Source organism: Collinsella sp. AF31-11 (assembly GCF_003475605.1).
Classification (GTDB): Bacteria; Actinomycetota; Coriobacteriia; order Coriobacteriales; family Coriobacteriaceae; genus Collinsella.
This window is the reverse complement of sequence record NZ_QRQS01000004.1, coordinates 82640-102790: the sequence shown is the minus strand read 5'-3', so window position 1 is coordinate 102790 and position 20151 is coordinate 82640. Positions and strand designations below refer to the sequence as shown.

Annotated in this window: 15 protein-coding genes; 5 read left to right on the top strand and 10 right to left on the bottom strand. The window is 61.3% G+C overall.

Annotated elements, in window-relative coordinates; genetic code table 11:
• Positions 1 to 2 precede the first annotated feature (2 nt).
• The 5 genes from DWZ22_RS03560 to DWZ22_RS03540 form a co-directional block, all read right to left on the bottom strand.
• Positions 3 to 3431 carry a DNA-directed RNA polymerase subunit beta gene (locus tag DWZ22_RS03560; protein WP_233539369.1) on the bottom strand — a complete coding sequence of 1143 codons (3429 nt, stop codon included), beginning with the start codon at positions 3429 to 3431 and terminating at the stop codon, positions 3 to 5.
• A 370-nt stretch (positions 3432 to 3801) separates the two neighbouring features.
• Positions 3802 to 4710 (bottom strand): UTP--glucose-1-phosphate uridylyltransferase, encoded by a 909-nt coding sequence (locus DWZ22_RS03555; protein WP_118405453.1) that lies wholly within the window; start codon positions 4708 to 4710, stop codon positions 3802 to 3804.
• A gap of 314 nt (positions 4711 to 5024) precedes the next feature.
• Positions 5025 to 5402 (bottom strand): 50S ribosomal protein L7/L12, encoded by a 378-nt coding sequence (rplL, locus tag DWZ22_RS03550; RefSeq protein WP_006235005.1) that lies wholly within the window; start codon positions 5400 to 5402, stop codon positions 5025 to 5027.
• 102 nt (positions 5403 to 5504) lie between these two features.
• Positions 5505 to 6026 carry a 50S ribosomal protein L10 gene (gene rplJ, locus DWZ22_RS03545; RefSeq protein WP_089572500.1) on the bottom strand — a complete coding sequence of 174 codons (522 nt, stop codon included), beginning with the start codon at positions 6024 to 6026 and terminating at the stop codon, positions 5505 to 5507.
• Between the two features lie 504 nt (positions 6027 to 6530).
• On the bottom strand, positions 6531 to 7667 hold the full coding sequence (locus DWZ22_RS03540) for a pyridoxal phosphate-dependent aminotransferase (protein ID WP_118405452.1): 1137 nt from the start codon (positions 7665 to 7667) through the stop codon (positions 6531 to 6533).
• Between the two features lie 93 nt (positions 7668 to 7760).
• Between DWZ22_RS03540 and DWZ22_RS03535 the strand changes: the two genes are divergently transcribed.
• The gene (locus DWZ22_RS03535) at positions 7761 to 8423 is read left to right on the top strand and encodes a hypothetical protein (protein WP_117743076.1); all 663 of its coding nucleotides are present in this window, start codon (positions 7761 to 7763) and stop codon (positions 8421 to 8423) included.
• A gap of 1 nt (position 8424) precedes the next feature.
• Here DWZ22_RS03535 and DWZ22_RS03530 read toward each other — a convergent pair whose 3' ends face one another.
• The 5 genes from DWZ22_RS03530 to DWZ22_RS03510 all read right to left on the bottom strand — a co-directional run bounded on the left by DWZ22_RS03530 (position 8425) and on the right by DWZ22_RS03510 (position 15485).
• Positions 8425 to 8988, bottom strand: a complete 564-nt coding sequence (locus DWZ22_RS03530) for a uracil-DNA glycosylase family protein (RefSeq protein WP_118405451.1) — start codon at positions 8986 to 8988, stop codon at positions 8425 to 8427.
• A gap of 3 nt (positions 8989 to 8991) precedes the next feature.
• Positions 8992 to 10368 carry an alpha-amylase family glycosyl hydrolase gene (locus DWZ22_RS03525; RefSeq protein WP_118405450.1) on the bottom strand — a complete coding sequence of 459 codons (1377 nt, stop codon included), beginning with the start codon at positions 10366 to 10368 and terminating at the stop codon, positions 8992 to 8994.
• 128 nt (positions 10369 to 10496) lie between these two features.
• Positions 10497 to 11693, bottom strand: coding sequence for an MFS transporter (locus tag DWZ22_RS03520; RefSeq protein ID WP_118405449.1), 1197 nt, complete (start codon positions 11691 to 11693; stop codon positions 10497 to 10499).
• 124 nt (positions 11694 to 11817) lie between these two features.
• Positions 11818 to 14178 (bottom strand): ferrous iron transport protein B, encoded by a 2361-nt coding sequence (feoB, locus tag DWZ22_RS03515; RefSeq protein WP_118405448.1) that lies wholly within the window; start codon positions 14176 to 14178, stop codon positions 11818 to 11820.
• A 404-nt stretch (positions 14179 to 14582) separates the two neighbouring features.
• A complete protein-coding gene (locus DWZ22_RS03510; RefSeq protein WP_118272907.1) occupies positions 14583 to 15485 on the bottom strand; it encodes an alpha/beta hydrolase in 903 nt (300 codons plus the stop codon).
• A 248-nt stretch (positions 15486 to 15733) separates the two neighbouring features.
• Here DWZ22_RS03510 and DWZ22_RS03505 point away from each other — a divergent pair, with 248 nt between their 5' ends.
• The 4 genes from DWZ22_RS03505 (at position 15734) to DWZ22_RS03490 (ending at position 20061) form a co-directional block, all read left to right on the top strand.
• Positions 15734 to 16297, top strand: a complete 564-nt coding sequence (locus DWZ22_RS03505; protein ID WP_117743083.1) for a PTS glucose transporter subunit IIA — start codon at positions 15734 to 15736, stop codon at positions 16295 to 16297.
• Between the two features lie 181 nt (positions 16298 to 16478).
• The gene (gene asnS / locus DWZ22_RS03500; protein WP_118405447.1) at positions 16479 to 17882 is read left to right on the top strand and encodes an asparagine--tRNA ligase; all 1404 of its coding nucleotides are present in this window, start codon (positions 16479 to 16481) and stop codon (positions 17880 to 17882) included.
• A 249-nt stretch (positions 17883 to 18131) separates the two neighbouring features.
• A complete protein-coding gene (locus tag DWZ22_RS03495) occupies positions 18132 to 18920 on the top strand; it encodes a hypothetical protein (protein ID WP_118405446.1) in 789 nt (262 codons plus the stop codon).
• 160 nt (positions 18921 to 19080) lie between these two features.
• On the top strand, positions 19081 to 20061 hold the full coding sequence (locus DWZ22_RS03490; protein ID WP_117734309.1) for an ABC transporter substrate-binding protein: 981 nt from the start codon (positions 19081 to 19083) through the stop codon (positions 20059 to 20061).
• Positions 20062 to 20151 lie beyond the last annotated feature (90 nt).

The window sequence follows — 20151 nt, the reverse complement described above, 5'->3', positions numbered from 1 at the left end:
AACTACTCCTTATCAGTGGTCGTGGCGGCGACGGCCTCGGGTGCCTCGGCGGTCTCGGCATCCTGGGCCTCGACGTCGGCGTCAATGCCAGCGAGCGCAGCCAGGTCGTCGAGAGCAGAGGTCTCCTCGGCGGTCACAGGGGCGGAGGCGTCCTCGTCGGCATCGTGCATGGGCTCGATGTCCAGCGCGAGGGAGCGAATCTCCTTAACGAGAACCTTGAAGGACTCGGGGATACCCGGGACAGGAACGTTCTCGCCCTTGACGATGGACTCGTAGGTCTTGACGCGGCCCACGGTATCGTCGGATTTGACGGTCAGGATCTCCTGCAGGACGTTGGAAGCACCGTAAGCGTACAGTGCCCAAACTTCCATCTCGCCGAAGCGCTGGCCGCCGAACTGAGCCTTGCCGCCCAGAGGCTGCTGGGTAACCAGGCTGTAAGGGCCTGTCGAACGAGCGTGGATCTTGTCGTCGACCATGTGGCCGAGCTTGAGGATGTAGGACGTACCAACGGTAATGGGCTCGCGGAACTCCTCGCCGGTGCGGCCGTCGAACAGGCGGGTCTTGCCGCGCTCGTCAAGCTGGGTGACGAACTCGGGGCGCATGTGATCGCCAAAGGCAGCGGTGGCCTTGTTGAGCATGTTCTTGTTGGCACGACGGATGACCTCGGCGATCTCGTCCTCCTTGGCGCCGTCGAAGACGGGCGTCGCGGTGAAGAACGGGCCGGGGACATACTTGTCGGAGTCGGCCTGCTCGGTATCCCAACCGCAGGCAGCAGCCCAGCCAAGGTGGCACTCGAGCAGCTGGCCGACGTTCATACGCGAAGGAACGCCCAGCGGGTTGAGGATAACGTCGATCGGGGTACCGTCAGCCATGTAGGGCATGTCCTCGACCGGCAGAACGTTACAGATAACACCCTTGTTGCCGTGGCGGCCGGCGATCTTATCGCCCTGCTGGATCTTACGACGCTGGGCGACGTAGACGCGCACCTGCTCGTTGACGCCGGGAGCCAGGTCGTCGCCGTTCTCGCGGCTAAAGCGGACGACGTCGATGACGCGGCCGTAAGCGCCGTGAGGCATCTTTAGGGAGGTGTCGCGGACGTCGTGGGCCTTGGCACCGAAGATGGCGCGCAGCAGGCGCTCCTCGGCGGTCAGAGCGCTCTCGCCCTTAGGCGTGACCTTGCCGACCAGGATGTCGCCAGGGCCGACCTCGGCGCCGATGCGGATGATGCCGTCCTCATCGAGGTTGGCAAGCATGTCCTCGGAGAGGTTCGGGATCTCGCGGGTAATCTCCTCGGGGCCGAGCTTGGTGTCGCGGGCGTCGATCTCGTGACGGGTGATGTTGATGGTCGTCAGCAGGTCCTCGGCCACCAGGCGCTCGGACACGACGATACCGTCCTCGTAGTTGAAGCCTTCCCACGGCATGTAGGCCACAGTGAGGTTCTGACCCAGTGCGAGCTCGCCATGATCGGTCGAAGGACCGTCAGCCAGGGGCTCGCCCTGCTCAACGGTATCACCGACACGCACGAGCGGACGGTGGTTGATGCAGGTGGACTGGTTGGAGCGCTGGTACTTGGCCAGGTGATACTCGTCCATGCCGCCGGCATGCTTGACGATGATCTTGGCGGCGTCAGCAAAGATGACCTCGCCGGCGTTCTTGGCCAGGGTGACCTCGCCGGAGTCCAGGGCGGCGCGACGCTCCATGCCGGTACCGACATAGGGAGCGGCAGGGTGAACCAGCGGCACGGCCTGACGCTGCATGTTAGCGCCCATCAGCGTACGCTTGGCGTCGTCGTGCTCCAGGAACGGAATCAGCGTGGCCGCGACGGAGAGCATCTGACGCGGCGAGACGTCCATGTAGTCGACGTCCTCGACGGGCACGTCGGCGGGAGCGCCGAAGGAGCCGTCGAAGTCGCGGGTACGGGCGATCACGGTGTGCGGACGAACGATCTTGCCCTCGGCATCGGTCGTGATGAACTCGTTGGTCTTGGGATCGAGCGGCGTGTTGGCCGGCGCGATGACGTGCTTCTCTTCCTCGTCAGCGGTCATCCAGTCGATCTGATCGGTGGCAACGCCGTTCTCGACGCGACGGAACGGGGCCTCGATGAAGCCATACTCGTTGACGCGGGCGTAGAGGGCAAGCGAGCCGATCAGGCCGATGTTGGGGCCTTCGGGGGTCTCGATCGGGCACATGCGGCTGTAGTGCGAGTTGTGAACGTCGCGGACGGCCGTCGGCACGTTGGTGCGGCGGCTGGAGCCCGACTTGTGGCCGGCAAGACCGCCAGGGCCGAGTGCGGACAGACGGCGCTTGTGGGTCAGACCGGTCAGGGGGTTCGCCTGGTCCATGAACTGCGAGAGCTGCGAGGAACCGAAGAACTCTTTGATGGAGGCCACGATCGGGCGGATGTTGATGAGCGACTGCGGGGTGATCTCGTCGATGTCCTGGGAGCTCATGCGCTCACGGACGACGCGCTCCATACGGCTCATGCCAATACGGAACTGGTTGGCGACAAGCTCGCCGACGGTGCGGATGCGGCGGTTGCCAAAGTGGTCGATGTCGTCGACCTTGAAACCCTGCTCGCCGGCAGCGAGGGACAGCAGGTAGCGCAGCGTCGCGACGATATCCTCGTCGGTGAGCACCGTGACCTCTTCCTCGGTGGTGAGGTTGAGCTTCTTGTTGACCTTGTAACGACCGACGCGGGCCAGATCGTAGCGCTGCGGGTTGAAGAGCAGGCCCTCGAGCAGGCTGCGGGAGGCATCCACGGTGGGAGGTTCGCCCGGGCGCAGGCGACGGTAGATCTCGATAAGAGCATCCTCGCGGGTAAGGGCGGTATCGCGCTCGAGGGTGCGCTTGATCACATCGGAGTTGCCGAGCAGCTCGATGATGTCGTCGTTGGTGACGGCGATGCCAAGGGCGCGTAGGAACATCGTGGCGCTCTGCTTGCGCTTACGGTCGATGGAGACCATGAGCTGATCGCGCTTGTCGACCTCAAACTCGAGCCAGGCACCGCGGGACGGGATAATCTGGGCCTTGTAGATCTGCTTGCCCGAATCCATCTCGGAGCTGTAGTACACGCCCGGGGAGCGGACGAGCTGCGAGACGACGATACGCTCGGTACCGTTGATGATAAAGGTGCCCTGATCAGTCATCATGGGGAAGTCGCCCATGAAGACGAGCTGCTCCTTGATCTCGCCGGTCTCCTTGTTGGTGAGACGGACGTCGGTCAGAAGCGGAGCCTGATAGGTCATGTCCTTCTCGCGGCACTCCTCGACGGTGTGCGCGGGATCGCCGAACTGATGCTCGCCGAAGGTAACCTCGAGAACATGGTTCTGGCTCTGGATGGGGCTGGATTCCTTGAACGCCTCACGAAGGCCCTCGTCCTTAAAACGCTCAAAGGATTCCCTTTGAACAGAGATAAGGTTGGGGAGCTCCATGGCCTCCGGGATTTTCCCGAAGCTGACGCGCTTGCGCTCAGTGGCAGTGTATGCGTAGGTCACCAGGTTTTTCCTCCTTCACGGAAATGCTCGGTGGGTTGGCGAGGCATAGCTTCGCCAGTTATCGCAACCTAATAGTTTATCAGGTACCGACCGTTGGGCAAGAAAAGCCTTGACGCGATTGAGTTTTTGGAGTAGCAAAGTTTTTCAACAGAAAACGAGCAGGTAGATGGTGTTATATCGAACATGCGTTCATATATTTTCTGTGAACGCACACTCTCCTGCAGGACAACGACGGCCTCCCGCAACGGCGTACATGGCCCGCGAACAAAAAACGGGTGCGAACCGAAGTCCGCACCCGTGGCACGTGCTAGTTGCGCTTAAGACCGCCGCGCTCGTCGATGGCGTCCCAGAAGGCATCGGCAAAGCGGGGGTCGTCTGCGGCCATGAGGGCGTTGGTGGCCATCCAGCCAGAGGGAGTGCCGGTGTCGTAGCCCGACAGCGGGTCGATGACGACGGCATACATGGCCTCGCGGTCGAGCGAACGGGCCATGGCGTCGGTCAGCTGGATCTCGCCACCCTTACCGGCCTGCTGGTCGGCAAGCAGGTCCATGACCAGCGGGCTCAGCAGGTAACGACCGACGATGTACAGGTTGGACGGAGCAGCCTCGGGAGCGGGCTTCTCGACCAGACCGCCGATACGCCAGACAGCGCCCGGCTCAGCATCGGCAACGTCCTCGGCACCCTCGAGCGAACCGACGCGCTCACCGGCGATAACGCCGTAGCGGCTGACCTCCTCGGGCGAGCAAGCAGCGACGGCGATAACCGAAGCGCCACCGTGCTCCTTGGAAACGGCGAGCATCTTGTCGCAGATGTCACGGTTAGGCACAACGTAGTCGCCCAGAAGAACCAGGAAGTTCTCCCCCGCCACGGCGTCGGCAGCAGAGCGGATAGCATGGCCGAGGCCCTTGGGCTCGTACTGATAACGGAAGTCGACCGGCATACCGCCAGCGTGGGCTACGGCATCGGCATAGGCGTTCTTGCCGCGCTCGCGCAGCAGGTTCTCGAGCGAGCGATCGGGCTGGAAGTAGCTCAGCAGCTCGGGCTTACCGGGAGAAGTAACGATGATGGCATCGTCGACCTCCTCGGGCTCGAGCGCCTCCTCGACGACGTACTGAATGACGGGCTTGTCGAGCACCGGCAGCATCTCTTTGGGCGTGCACTTGGTGCCAGGCAGAAAACGCGTGCCAAGACCGGCGGCGGGGATGATTGCCTTCATGTTATTCAAAGATCCTTTCGCAGGCGCAAAAGCGCCCCATGCGTGCGGCACACAGCCGCAGACCAAATTGCGATACCCAAGCATCTTACCGCTGGAACTACATGTCGCTACAAGGCAGAGACAATTCTTCAGCAGGTCAACGCAAATTATTGCTCGAATGGTGCAATTTTATTGTCCAACGGCAGGGCACCCGATACGACGCAAATCACAGAACATGGTAGTTTGAGCAACCGATGCCGAGGGACCGAAAAACAAAAAAGACGGGGCTCGCAATGCGAACCCCGTCTGCAAAGAAATCTGGCGAGAAAGCCTGATTACTTGAGGGTGACAGCAGCGCCAGCAGCCTCGAGCTTCTCCTTGGCAGCCTCGGCGTCCTCCTTCTTGGCACCCTCGAGAACAGCCTTGGGAGCGCCCTCGACGACCTCCTTGGCCTCCTTCAGGCCAAGGTTGGTGAGCTCACGGACGGCCTTGATGACCTGAATCTTGTTGTCGCCGAAGCCCTCGAGCACGACGTCAAACTCGGTCTTCTCCTCGGCCTCAGCAGCGCCAGCAGCGGGAGCGGCGACAACGGCAGCAGGAGCAGCGGCGGAAACGCCGAAGGTGTCCTCGATAGCCTTGACGAGCTCGGAAGCCTCGAGAAGGGTCATTTCCTTAAGAGCATCGATGATCTCATCGGTGGTAAGCTTAGCCATTTCTAAGTCCTTTCGGTTTCCGTGTCTGTGCACGGAGATCAGTTAAAACACGGCGCGAATGCGCCAGGGGTGCGGCGTTGCCGCCGCGGGTGAAAACAGCGACTAGGCTGCCTTCTGCTCGGAAACCTGCTGGATCGAACGAGCGAGACCAGAGGAAACGCCGTTGACGCAGACAGCGATGTCGCGAGCGAAACCGGAGATGAGACCGGCGATCTGGCCGAGAAGCTGATCCTTGGTGGGCAGCTCGGCGATAGCCTTAACATCATCAGCGGAAACGGCCTTGCCGTCGGAGATACCGCCCTTGATCTCAAGGACGCCCTTGGACTTAGCAGAGAAGTCCTTGAGGGCCTTAGCGGCCTCGACCGGCTCGGTCTCGTAGAACACATAAGCGACGGGGCCGGCGAGAATCTCGTCGAGCTCGGGCTGCTCCTGGTTCTTGAGAGCGATTTTGACCAGGTTGTTCTTGTAGACCTTCATCTCGGCGCCGCACTCGCGAAGCTGATGACGCAGCTCCTGAGCCTGCTTAACCGTCAGACCGTTGTAGTTGACGACGAACAGACCGGCGTTCTCGGCGATACGGGACTCGATCTCTGCAACCTTGTCGATTTTGTACTGCTGGGGCATGAATTACACCTCCTCGAATTCTTTCCGGGCACGGTCCGCCACAAGGACGTGACGGGGGCATGTCCAAAAAGAAAGCCCCCGCGCTGCATGAGCGACGGGGGCGAGAAGACATATCTACTCGACCACCTCGGCTGGCGGGATGTCCCATTAAGCTTGCGGGCGAAGCCCGTTTGCACCGGCTGTCTCTGGCAGCGGATTCGTGCGTGAACCGAAAGTATTATGGCGGGGACCCCGGCGTCGGTCAACGGGCGCGAGGATTCGTACACAAACCCTGCATACGCTCCGACCGGGAGGGGCAGGGCGAGTTTTCCGCTCGGTCAAGTCCTGGGCTCGCACGAAGGCCACATTAAGTGGCCTTCGGCTCGTGCGGAATCTACGGAAAACTCGCCCTGCCCCTCCCGGCCGGAGCTACGTTGCCTTTGCTGCGAATCCTCGTGTCCGTTGAGCGACGCGCCCCACGCATAACCCTTATGTCGGTGGGCTGATGTGTTGCATTCCTGAGGACTACAAAGTCGAAATGAAGGCGGACAGGCGATTTAGGCCTTTGTCTAGGTTTTCGTCGCTTACGCAGTAGCTTAGGCGGATGTGGCCTTCGCAGCCGAAACAGTCGCCTGGGACTAGGGCTACGTTTGCTTCTTTGATGGCTTTGATGCAGAAATCTTCGCTTGTTAGGCCGTACTGTTTGATGCTGGGGAAGGCGTAGAAGGCTCCTGCTGGTTCTACTGCGTCGAGGCCCATGGCGTCTAAGGCTGCGAGTACGCGCTCGCGGCGGGCTCGGTAGACTTCGAGCATGGGGGTTGGGTCGACGGTGAGGGCTCTGGCTGCGGCGTCCATTTCGAAGGAGACGGCACTCGATACTAAGTATTGGTGAGCTTTTGCGATCTCGGCGATGACGGGGGCTGCGGCTGCGAGCCAGCCCAAGCGCCAGCCGGTCATGGCCCAGGGTTTGGAAAAGCTCTCGATGACCACCGTCTGATCACGCAGCTCCGGGTGTCGCTGGGCAAACCGCTCGTAGCCATCCACATAGACCAGGCGGTTGTATACGTCGTCGCAGACCACGTAGATGCCCGTCTGCTCCGCCGCGCGCGCCACGGCGTCGAGCGAAGCCGCGTTGAGGATACAGCCCGTGGGATTGTTGGGCGAGCAAATGACGATGGCCTTAGTCGCCGGTGTCACGCAGGCGCGAAGGGCGTCCTCGTCAATTTGAAATTGCGCGGGCTCCGTATCCAAAAAGATCGCCTTAGCGTGGTTGGCCACGACGATGCTCTCGTACAGGCCAAAGGCCGGCGTGGGGATAATGACCTCGTCGCCGGGATTGAGCATAGCCATGAATGTTGCCGACAGGGCCTCGGTCGCGCCGTCGGTCAGGATGACCTCGTCGGCAGAAAACGTAAGACCCGCGTCGTCCATGTAGGCAGACAGCGCCTCGCGCAGGGCGGGGCGACCGTTGTTGGGCGGATAGTGTGTGTCACCGCGGTCCAGCGAGGCGGCCACCTCGGCGCTGATCACATCGGGCGTGGGAAAATCGGGCTCGCCAAGCGCGAGCGCGATGCACCCCGGGTGCTGAGCGGCGAGCGCGTTGATCCGGCGGATGCCGGAAGGCTTGAGCGTGGCAAGCGAGGTATTCATGGGCAGGCGCATGGCGTTCCTTTCGTAAGGGTTGCACTAGGATAGCGCGGCGAGGCGCCGCCAGACGGTGTAACCTAAACGGAAACGAACCGGAAAGGAGGCGGCATGGAGACAGACCCGCAGGGCAATAAGCCCAAAACACTGCAGAAGATTGCATACGTCAGTATTCCCAATAGCGCCGATCTTGAGTTTTTGCTCTGGGACCTGCAGGATGCCATCGCGGCCTATGCCCGGCTTTCCGGCACCGCGCTCCCCCGCCCGGTCGACTTGAAGGCGAATGACGCCGATGCCGCCGTCGATGGCATTGTGCTCGCGATTACGGATAAGCCCAACGATGAGGCGGCATCCGCCGCTCAACAAGCACTCGATCGCTTTGGCAATACGGGAACGCGCGTCTATGTCGTCGTTCAAGCCACCTGTGGGCGCACCGAGGAGGCGCACCGGTATATCGAGTGCCTGCGCCAAGCTTGCGAACTCCGTAGGCTAACGTGGTGCGGCGGCGTTGTCATCTGTGCCGGCAGCGGCATCGCGGCGCTTCACCATTCCCCACGCATGGGACTTCTGCGACGGCCGTTTTCCGAAGCGATGGATAAGCTGGTAGGCGCCGTGCGCATGGGCTGCTCGGTTGAGCACGCCCAACGACTCGGCGGCGGCGACACCGGGGATGTCACAGCAGATGGCGTGGTTTTCGCCAAGCCCGCCGTGCCCACGCCAATCTGGCACGCCATCATCAAACGTCTCGGCACCCGTGCTCAATCAACTATCTAAATTATCGAGCACCCCAGTCAACGGCCTCGCGCCAGCACTCAACGAGGCGCTCCAGGCGCCAGGCCGCGTTAGCGGGACTTGTTGACGGCAATATGACAGCGGGCAGGCCCGTCCGCTCCTGTAGATAGCGCTTGTAGAGGCGCCCCGCCGTGCCACCGTTGCATATTACCTGCTCAATGGACACGCTGCTGGTGATGAGCTCGATGTGTGCCGGCACGACGTTACGAATACTAGCGTCACTCGAGCCCTTGATATCGCAGCTCTCGATCACATCCCACAGGGCTACGCCGCCGTCGAGGAGCATGAATCGCTTGGCGGCAATCGAGGCGTCGAGTGTCGCCGGCGTACCGTCCGCCAAAGGATCGCCCTCATTGGGTGGCACAGGCGCACCGAGGCATGCCGCTATCACGCGCCAAAAGCGGTTCTGAGGGTTGCCATAGTAAAAGGCATTGGCGCGCGAAAGCACCGAGGGGAACGACCCGAGCACCAAAACGCGCGAGTGCCGGTCGAACACGGGCTCAAACCCATGCTCAATATGTTGATAGCCCTCGTCAGACGCAGGCATGGGCTAGACCCTCAGCAGATAACGCACCTCATAGGGCGCAAGCTCAAGCGTGCCCGCCAGCTCGACCGCGGGCGCGTCGTCGACAAGCAGGTCGACAAAGGACCCGTTGAGCTCGCCGGCTGTAAAGGAATAGGTCTCGTCCACGGCATTCACCGCCACGAGCACCGTGGCGTCGTCGCAGGCACGCTCGAACAGCAGCTGCTTGTTTTGAATCACCACGTTACGGTACGCGCCGTAGTTGAGAGCGCGTGCCGCCGCATCGTTTGTCGAGCGCAGGTGTGCAAGCTGCGCAATAAAGCCTGTCAGCTCGTTAGGCGCGGGCTCGTCGAGTGCGGGTCGCAGCGCCCAGTCGCCATCGGGTCCGCCCTTTTCGCCGGCAATCCCCCACTCGCTGCCATAGTAGACGCACGGAATGCCCGGCATACCAAGCAGCATGGCATAGGCGGGACGCAGACAGCGCTTGTCGGTGAGAATGCTCGCCAGGCGCGGTACGTCGTGGTTGTCGACAAAGCTCAGCAGGTGTTTACCGCGGTAGATGCACCACGGGTCGCAGCCAAACTGGCGATGCAGCGAATGGGCGATCTCGAACATATTGACTGAGTTAAAGCTGGAATACAGGCCCTTGTAGCACTCGTAGTTGGTGCAGGAGTCGAGCATCTCGTCGTTGACGATCTGGTTGTAGTCGCCGTGGAGCGTCTCGCCGATCAGTACAAAGTCGGGCTTGAGCTCGCGGGTAAAGGAGTGCAGGCGGCGCATAAAGTCGCGGTCGAGCATGTAGGCGACGTCCAGGCGCAGGCCGTCGATGCCAAAGTCATCGGCCCAACGGCGCACAGACTCGAGCAGGTAATCGACTACGGCAGGATTTTGCAGGTTGAGCTTCACGAGCTCAAAATGGCCCTCCCAGCCCTCGTACCAAAAGCCGTCGCCATAGCAGGATTCGCCGTCAAAGCTAATGTGGAACCAGTCCTTGTAGGGCGAGTCCCACTTGCGCTCCTGCACATCGCGGAAGGCCCAAAAGCCACGGCCCACATGGTTGAAGACCGCATCGAGCACCACGCGGATGCCATGGGCGTGCAGTGTCTCGCATACGGCGGCAAAATCGGCATCTCCACCCAGGCGGCGGTCGATATGGCGCAGGCTGCGCGTATCGTAGCCATGGCTATCGGACTCAAGCGGAGGGTTGATCAACACGGCACCGATACCGAACTCCTGCAGGTAATCGGCCCATTGGGCGATTTTCATGATGGGGGCATCGGGATTGGGCGCGGTACCGGCAGCTTGGAAGAGCTCATCCTCGGCAACAGGCGCGGCGTTTTCGCGCGGAGCCCCGCAAAAGCCCAGCGGATAGATCTGATAGAACGTCGTCTCGTATGCCCACATAACAGCCTCCCGGTAAGCTCAACACAACGACATCCATTGTATGCCCAGCAGGGTAGCTAATTTGGGACGGGGCTTTTTTAGCTACCCAATCCAGTCCGCATTCCGCCGCAACTGATGAGGGGGTGTGGTTAGGCGACAGGCTTTGCGCGGCGTATGGCCGGGAACAGCACGGTGATGGCGAGGATGACGCCCACGACGGCAATCGTGCCGCCCGCGTAGCCGATCCAGGCGATACCGGGGCCCGACGCCACGGCTCCGCCGATCGCGGTGCCCGTGCCGATACCAAGGTTAAACAGGCCCGAGAAGATCGACATGGCGACGGCCGACGAGTCCGCCGGCGTGTACTTGATGAGCTCGGCCTGAAACGCCACGTTAAAGGCCGTGGCGCAGCAGCCCCATAGTGCGCAGACGGCAAGCACCAACACGAGTGCCGAGGCTGCGGGGGCCATAAGCAGCAGAGCCACCGGCACGCCGGAGAGCGTGATAGCCAAGAACGGGAAGCGATGCCCATCGAACAGGCGGCCAAACAGCCAGCTTCCGAGCAGACCAGAACAGCCAAACGCCGTCAGCGTCATGGTGATGGCGCCCGCATCGACGTGTGCGACCTGCGCCAGGAAGGGCTCGATATAGCTGTAGCTTGCGTAATAGCCGGTCGCCATAAAGACCGTGACCGCGTAGAGCGCGATCAGGAACGGGTTCTTGAGCAGCTCGGGCAGCTGCTTAACGGTAAAGCGCTCACCCGCCGGCATGGCCGGAAACACCGCGGCCTGGTACACCACCGCGGCGGCAGAGAAGGCCCCGACCGCGGCGAACGTCATGCGCCAGCCCACGGCCAGGCCGATGGCACGACCGAGGGGCAGGCCGAAAATCTGCGCGATAGACGAGCCCGTGGCGATCATGCTGATGGCGAGCGCCCCGTGGCGGGCGTCAACCAGGCGCGAGGCCATAATCGAGGCGACCGACCAGAACACGGCATGTGCGCAAGCGACCACCAGGCGCGCACAGACCAGGATGGGATATGTCGGTGCCACAGCAGACAGGAACTGACCCAGAGAAAACACGGCGAGCACGCCGAGCAGCATACGCTTGAACTCAAAGCGCGAGGCAAACACCATGAGTGGCAGCGACAGCAGCATGACGCCCCAGGCATAGACCGAAATCATGATGCCGGCTTGGGCCTCGGTGAGCGAGAACGACGCGGCGATATCAGTCAGAAGGCCGATGGGCATAAACTCCGACGTGTTGAACACGAACGCGCAACAGGCGAGCCCGATAAGCGGGAGCCACTGCTTGAGCGAGATGCCATCTTGCTTTGTTTGAGCCATATAGGAAAACCTCTCCGATTATCTTGAGCGGTGGGCGATTATATAGCAACGGCCCCGCATCCGTCAGTACAGATGCAGGGCCGAAAACAATTCGATACACAGAGGTTGCGCCGTCAATACATAACTAAGCCAACCCCAGCAATATGCCCGCCGAATGCACGACAAATGCCACGATCCAGGCGACTATCACTTGAAACGCGAACACGGCCACGGCATAGCGCGCGCCCAACTCGCTCTTGACGGCGCCGATTGCCGCCACACAAGGCGGGTACAGCAGTGTAAAGACCAGGAACACGTAGGCGGTAAACGGCGAGAACATGGTCGACAGTGCCGCGGGCGAGGTTGTACCCAAAAGCACCGTGAGGGTCGAGATAACGCTCTCCTTGGCGATAAGTCCAGTAACAAGCGCCGTGGATGCACGCCAGTCGCCAAACCCAAGCGGCGTCAGCGCCGGTGCGATAATGCTACCCAGACCGGCAAGTAGGCTCTGCGACTGATCGGCGACCACATTAAAGCGAATGTCGAACGTCTGAAGGAACCAGATGACCACGGTAGCGGCAAAGATAATGGTAAAGGCCTTGGTAATAAAGTCCTTGGCCTTATCCCATGCCAGCATCACCGTCGTCTTGACGCTCGGTAGGCGGTAATTGGGAAGCTCCATGATAAACGGCACCGGGTCGCCCTTAAATGCCGTGCGGTTAAGCACCAAAGCCGCGATGCAACCAACCGCAATGCCGATCAGATAAAGCGAGACCATAGCGGGAACCGTCGCCTGTGGGAAAAACGCCCCGCACAGCAGACCGTAGACCGGCAGCTTGGCCGAGCAGCTCATGAACGGCGTGAGCATGACGGTCATCTTGCGGTCGTGCTCGGACGGCAACGTGCGGGTCGACATGATAGCCGGCACGGTGCAGCCAAAACCGACGAGCATGGGCACGAAGCTGCGACCCGACAGGCCAAAGCGGCGCAGCACCTTATCCATGACAAAGGCCACGCGCGCCATGTAGCCCGAGTCCTCCAAAATGGAGAGGAACAAGAAGAGCACGACGATAATCGGCAGGAAGGTGAGCACGCTGCCCACGCCTGTGAGCACGCCGTCGACAGCCAGCGAGCGCACCACGTCGTTGGTGCCGAACGCTTTGAGGCCCGCATCGGCCGAAGCGATGATGGCAGCGATGCCGTCCTCCAAGAGTCCCTGCAGCGCTGCGCCGATCACGCCAAACGTCAGCCAAAAGACGAGGCCCATAATTACCAGGAACGCCGGAATGGCCGTGTAGCGACCCGTCAGGATGCGGTCGATCTTGACGGAACGCACGTGCTCGCGGCTCTCGTGCGGCTTGACGACGCAGCGCCCGCACACGTCGCCGATAAAGCTAAAGCGCATATCGGCCAGCGCGGACAGGCGGTCGGTGCCGGCCTCGCCCTCCATCTGGGAAATAATGTGCTCGATGGCGTCGAGCTCGTTGCGGTCCAGGTGAAGCGCCTCCGTCACCAGCTCGTCGCCCTCAACCAGCTTGGTCGCCGCAAAACGCACCGGGATATGCGCCGTCACGGCATGGTCCTCGATAAGGTTGGCGATACCGTGGATGCAGCGGTGCAGGGCTCCGCCGTCCGGGCCATCGGGCGCACAGAAGTCCAGGCGACCGGGGCGCTCACGGAACCGCGCCACGTGCAAGGCATGATCCACCAACTCGCCGATGCCCTCGTTGCGGGCAGCGCTAATGGGGACAACAGGCACGCCCAACAGGCTCTCGAGCAGGTTGACGTCCACGGCGCCGCCGTTGGCCGTCACCTCGTCCATCATGTTGAGCGCGATGACCATGGGGCGATCGAGCTCCATAAGCTGCAGCGTTAGGTACAGGTTGCGTTCAATATTAGTAGCGTCGATGATGTCGATGATGGCGTCGGGATGCTCGTCCAGGATAAACTGGCGGCTCACAATCTCTTCGCCCGTGTACGGCGACAGGGAGTAAATGCCGGGCAGGTCGGTAACGCTTGCCTCGGGATGGTTGCGGATGGTGCCGTCTTTGCGGTCGACCGTCACGCCGGGAAAGTTACCGACGTGCTGGTTGGAGCCCGTCAGTTGGTTGAACAGCGTGGTCTTGCCGCAGTTTTGGTTGCCGGCGAGGGCAAAGTGCAGCGGCGCGCCCTCGGGCACGGCCGTCTTTGCCGCGCGGGGCGAATACGTCCCCTCGCCGAGGGCCGGGTGCTCCGTTGTGCCAATAGCGGCGTTCACGCGCGGACCCGTATCGGTGTCGTGGATGCCCACGAGCTCAATGCGAGCGGCATCGTCCTTGCGCAGCGTCAGCTCGTAGCCACGCAGACGAATCTCGAGCGGGTCGCCCATAGGGGCGTACTTCATCATGGTGACTTCGGTGCCCGGCGTTAGACCCATGTCCAAAATATGCTGTCGGAGTGCCTGATCGTCCGATGCCACCGATGCGACAACGGCGTCCTTTCCAATCTCGAGTGTATCGAGCTTCACGTCCGTGTTCCTCCCCCGGCGCCCACAGGGCGTTGTTTTTATGTTCACCGTGGCTAACCGTTTGCCATGGCTAACCATTTTTAACCATGCATGATAGCGCGAACATGCAACGATGTTCAATCGACAGATCGGTGCAAGGACCGTCCCCAAGTGCCGGCACAAAAGGAACGTCCCCGAGTGCCAAGTGCCGCAAGAGTGTCCCTTTCGACTAGTCGCTTAAGAACGTCCCCAATGACTACCTCGATGTTCTTGGAACCGACAGCGAAAACCCGCCAGAGCGAGCAAGGTGCCTTGAAACGAGGCGGCATTGACCTTCTGGTTATGCCGCCGAAGTTGAAAGGCAGATTGCCGCCCTAGCGGACTTGCAGCGTCGAGCAGTTACGGCGTTTGGTAAAACGCCGTAACTAAAACCCGTGACGCTCGAGGAAGCGGAAGGCTAGACGAATCCAAGGACGGACCGCCACCTGCTTGTCCTCGTTGTCGACTGCGGTGTTGGCGTTGCCGAGCGAAAGGCCGTGGCCGCCCTGGTCAAAGACGTGCATCTCGCATGCGACGCCCTCCTCGGCCATGCGCTGCGCAAACGGGTAGACCTGCGCGATCGGCGCCGTCTTGTCGTCGGACACGCCCCACACAAAGGTCGGCGGCATCTGGCGCGAAACATGCGTGGTGGGGCAGATGTCGGCCAAGTGTTCGTCGGTTGCCTCACCGCCCGTCACCATCGACAGGTAGTCGTTAAGCAAATCACGTCCCGTCTTGCCGCCCGTCTTGGGCACGCGCAGGTCAATGCGCGGATCGCGCGTCTGCATGTCGCGCACATAGGCAAGGTCGAGCAATGGATAGCCCAGCACCACGGCATCGGGGCGAATATCATCCGGACGCACCCCGGCAAGCGCCGCAAAGGGACCGGTCTTCCACTGCGTTGCTAACGAGGCACAAATCATGCCGCCCGCCGAAAAGCCCACGACGCACACGCGCTTGGGGTCGACATGCCATTCGTCGGCATTAGCGCGCACCGTGGCGACCATCTTGGCAAGATCGGCCTGCGGGTGCGGAAAACTCACGTCGCCCGTGCCGCTTGTCACATAGTTGAGCACAAAAGCCTGGTACCCGTGATCCAAAAACGCAAACGCCACCGGATCTTGCTCATGCGGAGCGATGTGCGTAAACGCGCCTCCGCCGCAGATGATCGCTGCCGGGCGACGACCATTAGGCTTATCAGGCAGCGGCTCGGCGCCCAAATAGGTAAACGTCGCCGGATACTCCTCAGTCGGCTCCTCGCCCCACAGCGCATGACTCTCGATAATCAATTGGTGCTCCCTTCGCGCAATTCGTGCGCACTATTTTTTCGTCCTCAAGCGTACCCCAGTTGGACCCACGGCGCAGAAACACTCCCGCAATAAGTTCCCTTTCAACTGATATATCACATAATCCCAGCTCAGCACTATCGTTTCACAGCGTAAAATAGGGACGCTGACCGTGCCGGGAAACACATACGTAACGTTTCCGGCTACATTACACGCGTGCAACAGGCGCGCTTGATACGTTGGAGGCAACTATGGGTCTGCTCGATTCGCTCAAGTCCACGTTCACTTCGTCGGGCGAGGCGTCCGTTCCGCCCTCAGCAAGCTTCGCTACCCGCGAAGGCGTCATCTATGCCCCTGTCAACGGCGTACTCGTCAATCTGGACGAGGTTCCCGATGAGACCATCGCCGCGGGCATGCTCGGTCAGGGCTATGGCATCGAGCCCATCACCGGCACCATCTATGCGCCCGCCAACGGCCGCATCGGCGCCACCACCGTCACCAACCACTCCATCGGCATGATCACCGAGGACGGTCTTCGCGTGTTCATCCATGTTGGCCTGGGCACCGTGGAAATGAACGGCAAGGGTTTTGCCCGCTTTGTCGAGATGGGCGATGTGGTCAAGGCAGGCCAGCCGCTCATCAGCTTCGACCGCGAGGCTATTAAGGCCGCCGGTCACGAGGACATCGTGACCGTCATCGTCTCCGAGCTCGATCGTCTTAAGAGCATCGACCATGTCGGCGAGTCTGGAACGCTTATCGGCGGCAACCCGCTCGTCAAGCTTGGCGACCCACTGCTGGTAGCCAAGACCAAGTAGCCAGGCCCCGTGCCACACAGCCAAAAGGCACCTCGTCAAGCGCCCGCGACCATTTGGCCGCGGGCGCTTTTCGTTTGAAAAACCATCCCGCCAATGCCTTATCTGTATAGCCCAAATGAGCCGAGCTGCTAGAATATCGAACTGTATGGATAACTATCATTCAACCGCTATGGGAGGATACGTGAACCGCACCAAAATCGCGCAGCTCTATGCCGATGCCGAGTCGCTCGGCGGCCAGACCGTCACTGTCGCCGGCTGGGTCAAGTCCGTCCGCGACATGAAGAACTTTGGCTTTGTTACGCTCAACGACGGCAGCTGCTTCCGCGACCTGCAGGTCGTCATGAACCGCGAGGCGCTCGACAACTACGACGAAATCGCCCACCAAAACGTCTCGGCCGCACTCATTTGCACTGGCACCGTCAAACTGACCCCCGATGCGCCCCAGCCCTTCGAGCTTTCTGCCACCTCCATCGAGGTCGAGGGCACGAGCGCCCCGGATTACCCGCTGCAGAAGAAGCGCGCAACCGTCGAGTTCCTGCGCACCCAGCAGCACCTGCGCCCGCGCACTAACCTGTTCCGCGCCGTGTTCCGCATCCGCTCTGTCGCGGCTGCCGCCATCCACCGGTTCTTCCAGGAGCAGGGCTTTGTCTACGTCAACACCCCCATCATCACCACGAGTGACTGCGAGGGTGCCGGCGAGATGTTCCGCGTGACCACGCTCGACCCCAAAAATCCGCCCCTCACCGAGTCCGGCGAGGTCGACTGGAGCCAGGACTTCTTTGGTAAGCATGCGAGCCTCACCGTGTCCGGTCAGCTCAATGCCGAGAACTTTGCCATGGCCTTTGGCGACGTGTACACCTTTGGCCCCACCTTCCGCGCCGAAAACTCCAACACCACGCGTCACGCCGCCGAGTTTTGGATGATCGAGCCCGAGATGGCCTTTGCCGACCTTAACGACTACATGGATAACGCCGAGGCCATGCTCAAGTACGTCCTTAAGGACGTTATGGCCACCTGCCCCGACGAGCTCAACATGCTCAACAAGTTTGTGGACAAGGGCCTGATCGAGCGCCTGGACCACGTGGCAAACTCCGACTTTGCCCGCGTTACCTACACCGAGGCCGTCGAGATCCTGGAGCAGGCCGTCGCCGCCGGCCACAAGTTTGACTATCCCGTGAGCTGGGGCATCGACCTGCAGACCGAGCACGAGCGTTTCCTGACCGAAGAGCACTTTAAGCGCCCGACCTTCGTAACCGACTACCCTGCCGAGATCAAGGCGTTCTACATGCGCATGAACGAGGACGGCAAGACCGTCGCCGCCGCCGACTGCCTGGTTCCCGGTATCGGCGAGATTATCGGCGGCTCCCAGCGCGAGGAGCGCCTGGATCTGCTCGAGGCCCGCATCAAGGATCTGGGCATGAATCCCGAGCAGTACAAGTACTACCTTGACCTGCGCCGCTACGGTTCCTGCAAGCACGCCGGCTACGGTCTGGGCTTCGAGCGCTTGGTGATGTACCTCACCGGCGTGGGCAACATCCGCGACGTCCTGCCGCACCCGCGTACCGTGGGCAACGCCGACTTCTAATCGCCACAGCGCCACCCAGCGCGTTACAGCACATCGCGTCAGCGCCTCTCGGCAAGCCGAGGGGCGCTTTTTTCAACAGCATCCGTCAAGCTTTTGGCAAGTTTTTGGTTAGTTGAGCAGGGCTGTTGAAAACTCGACCCGCCGCTTGCCGACAACTACCGACCGCCCAGAGCGCCTTGCGCCCCTAGGCAAGCCCCGCGTCCTAGGCTCCGTACCGTCGCCACCCAAAATGGAAAGGACGTGGGCGTTATGACCGAAGCCGTTGTTGAAAACTATGAGACCACGACCAGAGGCGCCGCCTCGATGGCGGCCTATCGCGCCGTGCGCATCCTGCAGCTCTTGAGCGAAAACACCGGCGAAGACAAGGCATTGCTTTCCGATGAGTTAATCGAGCACCTCGCCCACCCCGATGACCCCACCCGCATGCCCATCTCGGCGGCGCGGCGCAGCATCTACACCTCGATATCCGCGCTTCGTCACGCCGGATACGAAATCGACTACAAACGCGGCGTGGGCTACAAACTTCTTACCCGCCCGCTCACCGATGAAGAGATCATCCGGCTCCACGGCATGGTCATGCGCAACCGCTCCACGCCTATCGCTATCCGCAAGAGCATGGCGCAGCATTTAGTTGCCATGGCGAGTGCCGACGTTCGCGACTACCTCGATACACCCGAACCCGCTCCAAGCGCAAGCAGCAAGGCTACCAAGGCAACACGCACGCCCATCAAGCGCATCGACACGTGCGAGCTCATCGAGCAGGCCATCGACCACGGAACGACCGTCAGCTTTGATATCTCGAGCACCCTCGCCCGTGGCGAAACCGAAGCGGTGCGGATGACGCTCCGACCCTTTGCCATCAGGCAGCGCGATGGCATCTCGTATCTGCTGGGAACGGTCTACAACGCCCGAGGCACCGACGATACGCTGCGCACCGTCGAGATCACCCGTATGAGAAACGTCAGCACGCGCCTCCTTGACGGCAAGAAACTCTTTGCCGCCCTGGACGAGGATGATGACGCCGTCTCCGCCGCATAAGCATCTCCGTCACCCATTCGACTACCCGTACCGCCTATCCGGTTCTGTATTAAAAAACCCGCCAGGCTGTTGTAAAAATGGACATCGGCGTTACTATAGTTCCACTTGCACTTTGTCCCAGTGCAGTGTTTCCAGCCATTTTTATACTGGGGGTAATGATATGAAGGACATCACCATCAGCCGCAGGAGCCTTCTGGTCTCCGCCGGCCTGCTCGCGCTCGCCCCGCTCGCCGGATGCGGCGGCAACTCTGGTTCCGGCTCTGCTGCCGCCGGTTCCGACTACACCATCGGCGTTCTGCAGCTCACCGAGCACTCCGCACTCGATGCCGCCAACAACGGCTTTGTCAAGGCCATCAAGAAAAGCGGCCTTAAGGTCAAGATCGACCAGAAGAACGCCCAGAACGACCAGTCCACGTGTAAGTCCATCGCCGACAAGTTCGTGGGCGATGGCGTCGACCTGATCTACGCCATCGCCACGCCCGCCGCACAGGCTGCTGCCGGTGCCACGGCGGATATCCCCATCGTGGGCTGCGCCATCACCGACTACGCCGCCTCCGGCCTGGTCCAGGACAACGACAGGCCCGGCACCAACGTCACCGGCGCCTCCGACCTTACCCCGGTCGCCGAGCAACTCGAGATGATGCAGAAGGTCCTGCCCGACGTAAAGAAGGTCGGCCTGCTCTACTGCACCGCCGAGTCCAACTCCGACGTCCAAATCAAGGCCGCCAAGAAGGAACTCGACAAGCTTGGCCTGGAGTACACCGACTTCACCGTCTCGAGCTCCAACGAGATCCAGTCCGTCGTCGAGTCCGCCGTGGGCAAGGTCGACGCGCTCTACTCCCCCACCGACAACACCATCGCCGCGGGCGCTTCGCAGGTCGGTCAGATCTGCAAGGAGAACAAGCTCCCCTTCGTTACCGGCGAGGAGGGCATGTGCAAGGCCGGCGGTCTGTTCACCCTCTCCATCAACTATGAGGACCTGGGCTATGCCGCGGGCGAGATGGCCGTTAAGATCCTGAAGGGCGAGGCCAAGCCCGAGGATATGGCTATCGAGCACCTCTCGAGCAAGGACTTGGTCGTCGTCAAGAACGACGAGATGGCCGAGGTGCTGGGCATCGACCTTTCCGCCCTGGACGAGTAGCACCATGCGCCATAACGCATCTAGGGTTCGTTCTCGCGCCATAGCTGCGTTATTCAATATCTGAGTCCTTGGGGCGAACGCTAAAGACCG

Excerpts from the sequence above, each read along its gene's own strand:
- DWZ22_RS03520 (WP_118405449.1), bottom strand. The coding sequence starts at position 11,693 with ATGGCTCAAACAAAGCAAGATGGCATCTCGCTCAAGCAGTGGCTCCCG.
- rplJ (WP_089572500.1), bottom strand. The coding sequence starts at position 6,026 with ATGCCCCAGCAGTACAAAATCGACAAGGTTGCAGAGATCGAGTCCCGT.
- DWZ22_RS03530 (WP_118405451.1), bottom strand. The coding sequence starts at position 8,988 with ATGCCTGCGTCTGACGAGGGCTATCAACATATTGAGCATGGGTTTGAG.
- DWZ22_RS03490 (WP_117734309.1), top strand. The coding sequence starts at position 19,081 with ATGAAGGACATCACCATCAGCCGCAGGAGCCTTCTGGTCTCCGCCGGC.
- DWZ22_RS03560 (WP_233539369.1), bottom strand. The coding sequence starts at position 3,431 with ATGGAGCTCCCCAACCTTATCTCTGTTCAAAGGGAATCCTTTGAGCGT.
- DWZ22_RS03535 (WP_117743076.1), top strand. The coding sequence starts at position 7,761 with ATGGAGACAGACCCGCAGGGCAATAAGCCCAAAACACTGCAGAAGATT.
- DWZ22_RS03555 (WP_118405453.1), bottom strand. The coding sequence starts at position 4,710 with ATGAAGGCAATCATCCCCGCCGCCGGTCTTGGCACGCGTTTTCTGCCT.
- DWZ22_RS03495 (WP_118405446.1), top strand. The coding sequence starts at position 18,132 with ATGACCGAAGCCGTTGTTGAAAACTATGAGACCACGACCAGAGGCGCC.
- DWZ22_RS03540 (WP_118405452.1), bottom strand. The coding sequence starts at position 7,667 with ATGCGCCTGCCCATGAATACCTCGCTTGCCACGCTCAAGCCTTCCGGC.
- rplL (WP_006235005.1), bottom strand. The coding sequence starts at position 5,402 with ATGGCTAAGCTTACCACCGATGAGATCATCGATGCTCTTAAGGAAATG.
- DWZ22_RS03525 (WP_118405450.1), bottom strand. The coding sequence starts at position 10,368 with ATGTGGGCATACGAGACGACGTTCTATCAGATCTATCCGCTGGGCTTT.
- DWZ22_RS03505 (WP_117743083.1), top strand. The coding sequence starts at position 15,734 with ATGGGTCTGCTCGATTCGCTCAAGTCCACGTTCACTTCGTCGGGCGAG.